Below are 13,409 nucleotides of genomic sequence, written 5' to 3'. Positions count from 1 at the left end.
AATGCTAGACTGAGTAAAATATGATATAGTACGGTTAAGAGTACGATGTATTAGCGGAGGACTACATTCCTATGAAAATCAAGATTCGATTGAAAGAAATATTAGCCGAGAGAGGAATTTCCCAACGCCAGCTTTCTCTGCAAATGAATATACGCCATGCAACGATCAACCATCTTTGCTCTGACTCTGTAGACAGGGTCTATATCCGAACGCTGGAAGCCATATGTGAAGCGTTGGACATTTCGATTCATGAATTAATTGTTGAAGATAAGGAAGCTCAGGCACTCGAAAATTAACCATAGTCGGTCGCTGGATGTGCTATGCCCTTCTCCCCAATCTATTTCACGCTTTTGGATGTAAACCATCCCCCGACCATTTCATATCGTGAAGGTAAACATTTCTTTGCGGTCGGGAATTGATTTATCTTTGTTTTCACGTACAATTGAAGCTATGTTATTTTTATTTCATCCAGCATCTTGGACTTCTTATCGTTATCGCTAAAATAACGTGTCCCTGTCTGCGGATGTGTATTCTAGCTGTTTATAGCTAATGGACTTAGGCAGTTCCCTTTGGGAATTGTCATTTTTTTTGCCATGTTTTTTCTGTTGGCAAAGGTTGACGATTTATATATCTGCCTAAGCGTGGATTCATCGAACATTCTTTGCAGCATCTGAAAGCCAAGCATGGTTTCGATCTTGGATATGCTTTCTTTGTTCTCCATCAGCCAAGATAAGCTAATCTCACTAGCTTCCGAGGGATATTCCATTTGTCGAAGCGCCTTATCTGTCATGTAGTCAAAGAATGGCTTGGTGAGCAGTTCGACGGCTTTCCTTTCAGGAGCATATTTCTTTATATCGTTGTCACTCGGATTAACTTCTAGCCGCAGTATCCCTTTGGAACGCTCAATAAGGTCGCTAGCTTCCTTGACTCTTGTGACTTGTTTATGCTTATCGTAGAACTGGATTCCACTGCTTTTATTCTTAAATGCAACGGTTTGATCTTGGTTGTACGTAATTGTATCCTTATAGGCTAGCTTTTGCTTACTGAACCACTTCACGTATTCCCCTACATCCTTACCGACTTGGAAGTTCCAGCATACGTCACATCGGCTTATTGTCCACTCATCATGCGGAATATGAATATGGAATAATTGCTCGATCCTGTTTTGTAATCTTTCGAAGAAAAAAGAAATATCTGCTTCTGTCAGCATCGTTACGTTGTCTCCGTAGAGAAACTTTGGTATGGAGACTTGAACATGCAGGGTTTGGCTGCTTTCAATATACTTAATGAACGGGATTTGTTCATCGTAAATCGTATAGCTTGAGCTTAATGCGCCAGTCTCCTTGCTTAAACTTGTAAATGACTTGGCATTTAGCTCAGCCATCGTATCTGAATCAATGTAGATGGGTCGTACTTTCAGTTTTACTGTGTCAAACATATGAAACCTTCTCTCTATTTGTAGGATAATCTAAAATCTTGGATCGTATTGGATATGTTATAAGAATGAGAAGCAGAACGGTATAACTACCACCTCCTAATCGTTCGAAAGACCAAAGTCTTTAAGCAAGATGTTGAACTTATCGAAGAATCCCTTTTCGTCAAACTTGATGAATTGCGGACGAACACCGCCCCATTCGTCCTGTCCATACTCTGTCAATGCGTACAAGACAAGTTCAAGCGCTCTTCTCTGAGTCGCTTTACCTTCTATCACCGTCAAGAGTTGTTCGAGCATGACCTTGTTGTCTTTGCCTTCGGCATGATCGTTCCTGACCGCTTCCTCTGTACGTTCGAGAAGTCGATCTTCTGCACTTCGCTCTTGAAGAAAATCAATGATACTCTTGTTCTGAGAAACACTGTACTTGACCGTGTGTTCAAGCCCATCATCGTCAACGTGCGTGTCCTCAACTTCTTCAATGACATCGGATTGCTGGAAGTAATGAATCTGTATTTCAGTCTTCTCAGAATCCGTTAACTCCTTCTGAAACCACTCAACCTCTGTTATTCCGAACAGTCGAGACAATGCTTCTAATCGCTGTTGCGGGACTTTACGCCGACCCTTTATCCAATCCTGAAACGTCTGCTTGGAAACGCCGACCCTCTCCGCAACCGTTTTGTACTCCATCTGAAACGTGTCTGCTATATACTGTAATCCAATCAGCTCAATCACCGCCATACTTAGTATGTCTTACGGAAATGAATTATACATCGCCATACTCAGAATGTCAACTCCACAAAAAAGCCACATGGAGTTGTTACACTCGCATGTGGCTTCACACTTACTCTAATTCAAATGATCTGCTTGTGATCATAACATCAGGATTCAATCGTTTTAATTGTAGCCCATACTCTTTTTTCATTCCTGAGATATGCAATGACTCTATTTTCGGAAAGTACTCTTTTAAGTCTATCAAGTCGACTTCTACATTGCATAAAATGAAATCAATACTTTTAACGTACTTCAGTCCCCTGATTTCTTTCAGATTCATTTCCTTGGTACAGCTATTTACAATTAATACTTCAACTCCTTCAAAAGTAGTCAACGTACCTAAATCCAGTTTTTTACAATTGTCCACTACCAGCCTTTTAATGTTACTGTTATCCCCTCTAAATTGTTCGAGACTACGACACCCTAGTACGCTGAGGTCATATAAGCTTGCTATAGCTGCCGTGTTCCCTAACTCTTTAAATTTGCAGCTCTTAAATGAAATTTCATCAAACGGTACCTCTTTCCATTCTTTTAAATCAGGCTCCATGGAGTGATAGATATCAATTGTTTTAAGATAACTACATTTGGCAATTGCAGATAAATCTTCTATACGTTCTACATAAAGATCCATACGTTTTACTTTTATTTGAGATAGCTGGGAGATATCTCTTCGCCGATTGCGATGAGTTTCAATGTTTATATATTCACCAACATTAAACCATTCAATTCCATCAAATGATTGGATGTGATGTCCAAAAACATACAAAATTTTCAGATTAGTAAATGCTCTTAATACGTCAAGATTCTTTAAAGAAGAATTATAATTAATCGTCAATTTTTCAATCCTATCAATACCACCCGTTTGTTTAAGATGCTTGATTAAAGCCTCAGCATCTACTTGTACATCAGAAGGATTACTTATTTTCAAACTTTTATATTGTGGTGCTATATATGTGAGATGTGAAAATTGAGACTCATCTATTATTAGCTCTTCTGACATTAAGCTCATCATCCTTTCTAAATAGTTTGTCTTTGCGACCAAATGAATTGAAGTTTCATTTGGACCATTACTCCGCTACTCCGCTATATAACTATTTCTGAACTTGGTAGTATTGGGTTTAATAAACCAGGAACAAAATTACCCCAGCCATCTAAATATCCCCACAGGGCTGTACCTTCTGCCTTCCAATAATTATATTCTTGTTTATCAATATAAACTTTCTTGCCTTTTGACGGACCCGACTGGTAGGTTTTAAAGTACTTTGTTTTAGAAAAATAACTAGCTTTAGAATATCCAATTGTAAACACTCCTCCTTGATCTTGCATATAATATGGAGCGTATTCATATTCCGACTTTCTTAAATTCAGGTAAGCATTGTACATATCAAATATTCCCATTGCAGAGTTTACACGGTTACCGCCTCTTAAAGCTACTTTTGCCGAGTTAACATTGAATTTAACCGAATGGCGAATTTTCCAGCTGTCCATATTTTCAGGTGTAGCTGCAGCTACTTCATTCTTCAATTTTATCCCCATGTCTTTATATTTATTGATTACTTCTTGCTCAGCTGCTCTCAATGCCTCATTTCTCGCACTAAAATAGGTTCCTCGTCCTGAACCTTTAACATCAAGTTCTGCTTTTACTTCAATAGCTTTTACTGTTGAATCAGGATTTGTAACTATTTCTTTCCATCTATGTTTCCCCATCCTTTTTTTAAGATCTTGTGCTGTAGATCCTATATATGTTTCAGTTTTACCTTTATATGGTCCTTCAATAATATAAACATACCCGATTAAAACTGGAGCCATGCCGCTAGGGTCAATATACTTAAGCGGATTATTCTCCACATACACATACTGGTTCAAGCTCTGAGGATTCTCTACTTCCCCTTCATACGTATCCTCAGAAATAAACCGAGCCAAGCGAGGGTCATAGTAGCGTGCCTGCAGGTAATAATACTGCGTCTTCCGATCCCAATAGTAACCTGCGTAGCGGTAAGGGTTCTCTTTGACCAAGTCCGTAGTAATATCATCCGTTGGTTCGGTCTCTACAGCCGACAGCTCGGCTGACAGATCCACGCTTACGGTATCAGTAGTAGTTGCACCAGATTGTTCAGAGACGGACGCTTCCGTTACAGCTTGAGCAGATGTAGCTTCCTGCACCGCCTTATCTTTCTTCGCTGCACCATTACCCTTGCCGTTCCCGTTGTTATTGCCGTTGCCCGGATGGTAATCCGGCTCGGTGTTCCCGGTCTCATCCTCCGGACCTTGTATGGATCCTGGGCTTCCGTTGCCGGTGCCAAGGTCGCCGATCCAGCCGATGCCTTCGCGGACACGTTCCCCTAAGCCGTTGTACATACGGGATACAAGACCCCATGCATCATACTCGTAACGGGCTGCGACTTTGCCGTCTTTGTCCGTTAGCGCCGTAACGTCGCCATGTCCGTTGTACACGTACCAGAACGTCTGACCTTCCATCGTAATGGTCAAAGGCCGATCGTTCGCATCATACGTATACGACTTCGTCACTTGACCGCTGCTGTCACGCTCTTCGGTAATCGCCCATGTATCGCCTTTGTACGTGTAATTCGTTGTCTCTTGCGTTTCTCCAGTGTGATTGAAATCCGTCTTGCTGATCCGGCGTCCCAGCATGTCGTAGGTGTATTTCTCGCCAAAACCATCAGGGAACGTTACCTTCGTTAACTGGCCAAGCGCATTCCATTCGTACTTGCTGCGTCCATCCGTCAGCAGGTTGCCTGCTTCGTCATAGGAATAATCGTAATCCTCGTAACGGATCAGATTCTCGCGATGGACGAGCTGGTTCCGGGCGTTATACATATAATTCGTGCCGATTACCGTATACCCTTTGCCAACCTGACGAATACGCTGGAACAGCTTGGTGTGCTCGCCCGGAGGAAGGTTGACTTCACCGTTAACAAGGTTGTCAATGGCTGCCAAGAGATGCTCGATTTGACCTGTCTCGAACATTGTTGCCACTTCCGGAGTAATCGTTCCATCTTCCGCTGCTCCATATGCAGCACCAAGCTTCTTATAAAGGCCAACCTTCTTGCCGTTGCCATTCTCCAGCGCCTTCAGCCAGCCACAGCCGCCGCCATTGTTGCCGTTGTTGCCGTTGTTGCCGTTGTTGCCGTTGTTGCCATTACTATTTCCGTTTCCATTATTGCCATTTCCATTGCCATTACCGTTATTACCATTGCCATTTCCATTACCTTTACCACTATTACTGTTTCCATTAGTGTTTCCATTAGTGTTTCCATTGCCGTAACCGTTACCGTTGCTGTTTCCGTTGCCTTTGTTCGCTCCGCCAGAACTGTCACTCTTTGCAGCGTACTGGCTTGGGCCGCTAGATAGGCTTAATTGGCTCATGGAAGACAAGCTTGTCTTCTTCACGCCATTGCCGTTTCCGTTACCATTCCCGCTATTACCATTGCCATTGCCATTACCGTTTCCGTTGCCGTTGTTACCGTTGCCGTTGTTGCCGTTGCCGTTCGGCTCACAAATGACCGGGTTTCCTGTGTCGGGGTTGGAAGGGTTGGTATCCTTGCTTGGCTTCATGCCATACGATTCAAGGACCATCTGCACAAGCTCATCCGTTGTAATAACCTTGTTCTTGTCTTCTGCTGCGCCTTGAATGATCGCTTTGCGGACGGTACGGTTGCCCGCTCCGTCATATTGATAGACTATGACATCGCCATCCGGGGTTTCTACCCGCTCCAGCTGCTCCCTGTTGTTATACGTATATCGGCTGTTATCGCCTTGCTCTTTAACGCCGGTAATGAACTCGCGCGCGTTATACGTATACTGGCTGTCGTGCAGGGATGCGCCTGCGCTTGTCGTGTTCTGCGAATCGATCAGATGGCCCGGCTTGTAATCGGTAGCAGTAACGGTGCCGTTCGGATATTTCACCGAGGTGACGTAACCGTCCGCATCGAATTGGTATTCGTACTTATAGCCTTTGCTATCGGTATAACCTGTCGGGCGTCCTCCTGCATCGTACGTATACTCGGTACGGACACCATTAACGATCTCTGCTTCTTTCTCGCCGTTGGCATTGTATTCGTACACGACGCTGTCGCCGTTCGGATATACCGTTTCCTTCAGCTGGTTGTTGTCGTAATAGCTGTACGTGATGGTTCCGTTCTTATCGGTACGGGTCAGCATATTGTCCGCTTTATCATAGGTATACGCGTACCAGGTGCCATCGCTGTACTCTTCCCGGATCTTGCGGTTCATGAAGTCGTACTGATACTTCGTCGTCAGGCCGCCCGGCTTCTTCTCTTCCAGCAGGTTGCCGTTCGGATCATATTGATATTCGAAAACATCCTTGCCGTCCTCTGAACGGACGACAACCTTCTGAAGACGTCTGCCAAGCTCGTCATAGTTGTAAGTCGTCAGCTGGCTGTTGCCATCCTGCTGACTGGTCCGGTTCATCTCCGCATCATACGTATAGGAGGTTGTCAGCCCGCCGGAACCGGATTGCGGCTCTTCGATGGATGTCAGGCTGTCCCGCTCATCATAATCGTAGTGAACCGTACCGTATACCGGACGAACCTCTTCCAGCTTGTTGCCGGCGGAGTCATAACGATAGCTGAACGGACCGCCGCTAGGCGATTGCTCTGCGGTTAAGCGTCCTTCATTATCGTAATCATATTTGGTCGCTTCGCCGAGACGATTGTATTCGGTCTCCGTTCGGCCATCCAGATCGAGCTTGAAGCGCTGCGTGCGCCCAAGCGAATCCTTCTCCTCCAGCAGGTTGCCGCGGTAGTCGTACTTCCACTCCGTATCCCGACCAAGCGGACGGCGTTCAGCCGTTACGTAACCGGCAGGACTGTATTCTGACCGCGTCCACTGGCCGACCGCATCCTTCTCCAGCAGCTGCTGACCCTCTGCATCATAAGCATAAGTTGTCTGATGCCCATTGCCGTCGATGGAGGCGATCATTAAGCCCCGAGGATCGTAGCTGAACGTATTCTCGATCGAATCTCCGGTCATCGACCCGCCATCGTAGTGAATCTCTTTGTTCAGCATGCCATTCTTGTCATAGACAGAACGAATCAGATTGCCATTAGGATCCTTTTCCAATACGACATTGCCGGCCCCATCATACACATACTGGCTGACTGCCGAAATATTCGCTTCATTAAGAGCCGTCGTTCCTGCTTTATAAGCAATGGATGTAACAAGGCGGCCTCCTGCATCATACCGGCTCTCTTCAATATTGTTCAGACCATCGATCGACAGAACCGCTTGACCGGCTGTATTATAGACCGTCTGCGTCTCGCTGCCGTCCGGCTGTACCGTCTTCGTCTGTCTGCCCATTGCATCGTACGTATAGGATGTTGTCCGGTTTTCTACCGAACCACCGGCCTTGTTCTGTTCAACGCTTTCTTTCATACGCCCGTGTTCATCATAGCTGTACGTAGTAACAAGCCCCTCCGGCGAGGTATCCTTGAGCAAATCCCCTTCCGGTGTATAACTGTATACAGTTGTTGCCCACTCGCTGCCATTCAGCTGGCGGCGCTCTTCTGTGACATTCCCCCAGGCGTCGGTCTTGAACGTAAATTTCTGAACGCTGCCCGACTCCGCATCAACTGCTTCCGTGCGTGTGGATACACGGCCATAGACGTCGATGGTGGAGACAATCTTCTGCCCTTCTTCATTAACGGACTCAACTATATTGCCAAAAGCGTCATACCGGCTTGTTGTAACGTCGCCGGCCTCGGAGACGGATCGTACAACCTGTCCATTCGTATCGTATACATCGGTACGTTCGTAACTAACTGCCTTACCGTTCTCATCAAGCGCAGGAGTACTTGTCTTCACGGTCCGGCCCGCGTAACGATACTCGGTCTTATTGCCGTTGCTGTCTGTCTTACTCACGATTCTGCCAAGCTTATCAAAGGCATACTGTCTTGTCTGAAGCACCTCATGCCCTGGATACAGGCTGTCCGACAGTCCTGCCGCAAGCATTGTCCCGTTCCACTCGGGAACGGGTCCGCCTGCCGTTACTTCTGCGGTTTGACCGTTCCCGTCATATACGGTTCGTGTCCATGATCCGTTCGGGTCCTTCCGCTCGATCTGGCGTCCAGCCGAATCGTACCGGTAGGTCGTTACGGCCTCCTGTATGCTCGAAGAGCTGGAGCGAGCAGCCGACATATTGCCGGGGAACAGCGTCTGAATAAGCTGCTTCTCTTCAACAACCTGGTCCCAGCTGTCATACTTGTATTCCGTTCTTCCTCCGTCTGCCGCAACTACCGCGGACATCCGTCCTGCTGCATCATATTCGATTGTTGTCGTCTCATTGCCCGGCGATACAACCGTACGCACCGGATCTCCGGCAACGTTATACGCCGTTTCGGTTGCTTCGCCGCGGGAATCCGTATGCTTGATCTGCAATCCCCGGCTGTCATACACATAGGATTCGGTAATGGTCCCTTCCGTTCCATCAAGTGCCGTCATCTTCGACGTCAGCTGTCTGCCCATTCCATCATAGGTGTAGGCTGTAGACGTTAAGCCGTCCGATTGTTCAATAAGGTTGCCGCCGTCGTCATAGCGGTAGGTGGTAGTGAGTATCTTGGATGAATCGCCAAGATCATGCTGTACGTGCTTGGTTATCCGTCCCCATGGATCGTATTCGAAATCCTCTGACAGACCTTCCGGCGACTCGCTATGCATCAGCCAGCCTACCGCATTAAACGTCTGGGTCGTTACAGCTTCATCAGTCGTTTCTGCATCCATAATAATAGAAGTATGATTGCCGTTCCGGTCATTCACATAGGAGGTTGTTGTACCGTCGCTTGTTACGAATCCATTGTCATCATAAGTATAGTTAAAAACATTGCCGTTGCCGTCCGTTCTCTTAACCAGTTCACCCTTGGCATTATACGTTTCAACGGTGCTGATGCTGGCCTCGTCATTAACGCCAGCCGGATCAACGGCAGCCTGCGTTGTGGTACGGGTCAATATTTTCCGGTTATCCTTCTGATAGCTGATCACAATCCGGTGGCCGTTAGGCCCGGTCTCGCCTGTCGGATCCAGATCCTCATCGTAGGAGTAATTCACAATGCGGCCTGAAGGGCTTTGCTGCGCCACCACCATATCCGCGTCATTGTACCGGTAACGCGTTACGCGGTTCATCGGATCGGTCACGCGGATCAGATTGTTGCCGCTGTAGGCATACGACGTAGTCGCTTGTCTGTCTCCATCTGCCGTCTTCACCGTCTCGACCATCTGAGTCGGATGGAGATACCGGTCCCAGCTCAGCTTGTAGCTGCCGGATGGCTGCTGCACGGTTGCTTCATTCGCCCCATACGATGCCCCGAGGAATTCCTCCGCCTGATCCTGGCTGCGGGTCATGCCGATGCGCTCGACTCGGTTCTGCGTGCCGTATTTCCATGCGGTTGTAACCGATTCCTTCGTTGCCCCTTCTTCCTCGCGTACGTTATTGCCGTTATCGATCACTTTGACAACGCGGTGCAGGTCATCGTAGACGAAACGCGTAATCGTCTGGGAAGGCGCGCGATAACCAACGAATTCGCCGGCTGTATTGTACATGAAGTAGAACTTGCGCTTCTCGCTGTTAATCTCATTGCCCAGACCGTCAATGTCGGCGATAATCGTCGAGCTCAGCGTATCTTTGCCCTTCTCGTAGTTGAAGGTCACGACGTCCTTTTTCTCGATATCGAATACTTTCTTGATCCGGTAATCGCTGCCGTAAGCCGTCGATACCTCTTCCCATTCGAAGGACATCTCCGTCGTATAGCGGTCCTGGATCAGCCAGAATCGTCCATCGTTATGGAAGCGGTAGCGCAGCTGGTCCGGCCATTCCATAATGTAGGCGTCCTTGTCCGCGGAGCTGGAATCCGGATCAAACGTTAAGCTTGGAAAATGCTGCTTCTGTCCGTTGGCATACGTGACGTACTTGTTATCTCCGGCAGGCTCGAACCAATAGACGGTCCCGTCGAAGCCTGTCCATGTGATATTGCCTTTGTCCGGCCATTTGGTCAGCCGGGAATCCAGACTGAAGCTCCAGCCATAGCCCAGCTTTCCCTTGATCCGGTTCTGATGGTTATAGGTCAGATAGAAATTAAGATCCGTACCCGGACGCTCCTGCGTGAACCCGTCAAAGCTCTGCAAGCCGTTGCCCGATGCCAGGTTGATTCTGACATTCTGTCCGGCCACCTGAGATTCGGCATAGGGAATGCTGTCCGCAGCACCCGTGCCCGTGACGATAGGATACAGCGGCAGCTCATCCTCGGTTACATTGCCCGCTGCATCCTCAACTTTAATATAAATCGTCTCGCCGCTTCCTGCCGTAATCGGCACCGCCGTTCCAAGAGGGAGCTCATCGCCAGCCCACTCCTTCGTCAGCTGCGCAGCCCCCGTAACCGAAAGCTTCTTCACGCCGCTTACCGCATCTCTTACCTCTACCGCAACCTTCTGGCCGCCAAGCGGATGAATGGCGGTAATCTCCGGGCCATTGCGGTCCAGGCGGATCATCTGCTTCTCCATCGCGTAGGCCGGCGCCTTCGCGGGCTTCAGGACAGGCTCGCCGCCTTCTTCGGCCGGAGGCAGCTTAAAGATGATTGTCGGCACCGTATCTGCCTTAAGCGTCCAATAATAAACGCCGTCCGGAAGCAGATTGCCATCCGCATCCTTTCCATTCCATACGATGCTGTTCTCGCCGCTTGTATCCTTCTTGCCGCCGGCGAGCGTATAGCTCTTCTTCGTTGCCAAGTCCTCTACCGTTACCGTGACCTCATAGCCGGCTGGAGGACTTTGCGGATCGCCATCCTGCGAGTCTATCCAGCTCTTCAAGCTGTCCGTCCAGGTAAGAGTAACTTGCCCTGCTTGTTCATCAAACATTGCTTTCGTATCATTCATCTTCAGGCTGGAGCCGCCCGATCCGGTGCGGTCCGGCCCAAGATCCGTCATAGCTTGTAATACCTGCTCGTTATTAAAGGAATAATACCGCGGATTCTCCGTCTTGTTTGGCCCATCCGTCCAAGCCTCTGCAGCCTCATTCGTGCTGCCTGAGGGGATCATGTCCGCCACAAACTGTCCTGTCACTTTCACTGCTTCGCCCCATACGGTTGCCGGAGCAATCCCCAGCAGCAAGGACACAATCAATACAATCGATATTGCCCGAACCTTCATTTCTCTCTTCTCTCCCCGTCTTGTTGTCGACACGAAAAAAGCCGCAACGCCAAAATAGGCGTCCGGCCATGAGCATGAAAGACACGGGCGATTTCGGCGGTCTGGCGATCCTACGGGGGACCCATGACTTTGCGTCCCAGCCTCGCGGCTGGTTTGCCTTTTCGGTTCATAGAAATATGCAAGATATGATAATCTTGGATTATGTTCTGTATAATATAGTAAATTGTGCATGGTTGTAAATTCATTTTCAGGAAAATAGTCGTACGGAACTACTAGATTAATAGAATCTTGGTCCTGCGACTAAGAGATCAAAGATTGACGCAAAAAAAGAGCGGATCACCATGAGGTGTCCGCTCTTGCCAACAGCTATTAACTCACCGGCACGGCAGCCGTTCCGCCAAGTCCGGTTGGGGATGTGCTCGACTTCGACAGGTAGATCTTGTCTACCTTCGCGCCGTCTTCTCTTCCTTTAATGTACAGCGTGTGCGTGCCGTTTGCGATCGACATGGAACTGGATTTTTTCCAAGCCCAGGTGCTATTCGAAGTCGTTGTTACTTGCGAGCCGGAAGCACTGTCAATCGCAACCGTAAAGCTGTCCGAGCTGCTGTCGACGCCGCTGCTGAGCAAATGAACGTAGAAGGAGCCGCCATTCGTTACATTAATCGTATAAGCAATGTAGTTCGTGTTGCCGTCGCCGGAACCGTTAGGCGTCTCCATATCGTAGCCGTTCGAGCATACCGGGCAGGCTGCGTTAAGAAACGTACCGTTCTTCGCCGTATAGTTTTCCGCTTCGATATAAGTTCCCGTGCTGCCGTTCACATTGTAAGTGCCGCCTGTCGTGCCGCCGCTGCCAGCCGCCAGCGTTGTCGCGCTTACTGTGCTGCTTGCTGCCGACTCGTTGCCTGCCGCATCCTTCGCCTTGACCGTATAAGAATAGCTTGTGGATGCCGTCAAGCCCGTGTCGCTGTAGGAGGTACCGGCCGAAGAACCGGCCAGCACGCCGCCCCGGTAAACATTATAGCCCGTCACGCCAACATTGTCCGTGGAAGCCGTCCAGCTCAGATTAATCTGGTTGCTGGAAGCAGCCGTTGCCGTTGCGTTCGTTGGCGCCGTAGGAGCCGTTGTGTCCGGTACCGCCGGAGCCGGGGCATAACGTTCGATAATTTGGCTTGTGCGGAGCAGGTCCTGCGGGATCAGCCAGCCTTTGCTGTTCAGCTCATTAATCAAAGCCGTGCGGGTCGAGCTTGCTTCGCTGTAGCTGTCCGTCTTGAAAGATGCTTCCACCCAATACTCGTTGCCCGTCTTCGCTTCATTCATTACCGTCCACACCTCGATGTCCAGATCGAGATCGTCAAACGTACCCTCATAACGCTTGAAATCAACCGGTCCGTATACAACAGCGTTATTGAGCTGCGTTGTTCCCCAGCCCGTGCTTGTCCAATTGGTAAACTTGCTTGGTTCGCTGGATACCGATACGGTACGCGATGTTGCTTCGTTTGGCATTTTCAGTCCGCTGCCGCTATAACCGGAGATCGTCACGTCCTTCTCGTAATCGATGCTGAGCGTTTGCTTGGAGTAGCCCCAATCCACTTGGAAGTCAAAACCGGAAGACGAATCAAGCCCCTCGCTTGCCGCTTGCGTCAAAGCGGCGTTAATATCGCCGTTTACCACGTCGTATCGTTTCTTGTATTGAATCTCATGATTGCTCTGGTCATCCCGTTTGCGAATCCGCTCGCTCCAGCCCTGTCCTTGCATGCTTTGCGTTGCCGTATCCATGTACTGTACCCTGTAAGATTTGTACGAGCTGCCTGTGTCGAACTCGCTCCGTACCGCGCTGACCAGGTTGTGGCTCGAATCCAGAACAAGAGCCGGATCGAGGGTCAGCTTCACCTCATAGTTAGGCGTGCCGACCGCGGCAAAAGCCGACTGCGAATACAGGAACGGGGCTGCGAGCATGGCAGCCGCCATCGTTCCGGCTAAAGCTGTTTTCACCATGCGTTTCATTGGTGACGTGTACATGAATTCA

General features: G+C 48.7%; 6 protein-coding genes and 1 riboswitch. Of the genes, 1 reads left to right on the top strand and 5 read right to left on the bottom strand.

The window, feature by feature from the left end; translation table 11 throughout:
• The first annotated feature begins 71 nt into the window (after positions 1 to 71).
• Positions 72 to 296, top strand: coding sequence for a helix-turn-helix domain-containing protein (locus FHT67_RS19780; RefSeq protein ID WP_167200929.1), 225 nt, complete (start codon positions 72 to 74; stop codon positions 294 to 296).
• A gap of 236 nt (positions 297 to 532) precedes the next feature.
• On the opposite strand, the gene FHT67_RS19775 is transcribed toward FHT67_RS19780, so the two are convergent.
• From FHT67_RS19775 to FHT67_RS19755, 5 genes are all read right to left on the bottom strand, one after another.
• Complete coding sequence (locus FHT67_RS19775) at positions 533 to 1,438, bottom strand: phage/plasmid replication domain-containing protein (protein WP_167200927.1); 906 nt, start codon at positions 1,436 to 1,438, stop codon at positions 533 to 535.
• Positions 1,439 to 1,534: 96 nt separating this feature from the next.
• A complete protein-coding gene (locus FHT67_RS19770; RefSeq protein WP_167200925.1) occupies positions 1,535 to 2,173 on the bottom strand; it encodes a helix-turn-helix domain-containing protein in 639 nt (212 codons plus the stop codon).
• A gap of 103 nt (positions 2,174 to 2,276) precedes the next feature.
• Positions 2,277 to 3,206, bottom strand: a complete 930-nt coding sequence (locus FHT67_RS19765; protein ID WP_167200923.1) for a hypothetical protein — start codon at positions 3,204 to 3,206, stop codon at positions 2,277 to 2,279.
• Positions 3,207 to 3,289: 83 nt separating this feature from the next.
• Complete coding sequence (locus tag FHT67_RS19760) at positions 3,290 to 11,383, bottom strand: RHS repeat-associated core domain-containing protein (RefSeq protein ID WP_167200921.1); 8,094 nt, start codon at positions 11,381 to 11,383, stop codon at positions 3,290 to 3,292.
• Between the two features lie 92 nt (positions 11,384 to 11,475).
• A riboswitch (cyclic di-GMP riboswitch) is annotated at positions 11,476 to 11,551 on the bottom strand.
• Positions 11,552 to 11,752: 201 nt separating this feature from the next.
• Positions 11,753 to 13,402, bottom strand: a complete 1,650-nt coding sequence (locus tag FHT67_RS19755; protein WP_167200919.1) for a fibronectin type III domain-containing protein — start codon at positions 13,400 to 13,402, stop codon at positions 11,753 to 11,755.
• Positions 13,403 to 13,409 lie beyond the last annotated feature (7 nt).

It is taken from the genome of Paenibacillus sp. BK720 (assembly GCF_011761545.1).
Taxonomy (GTDB): domain Bacteria; phylum Bacillota; class Bacilli; order Paenibacillales; family Paenibacillaceae; genus Pristimantibacillus.
The sequence above is the reverse complement of the archived record's forward strand: the minus strand, read 5'-3'. Positions and strand labels throughout refer to the sequence as shown.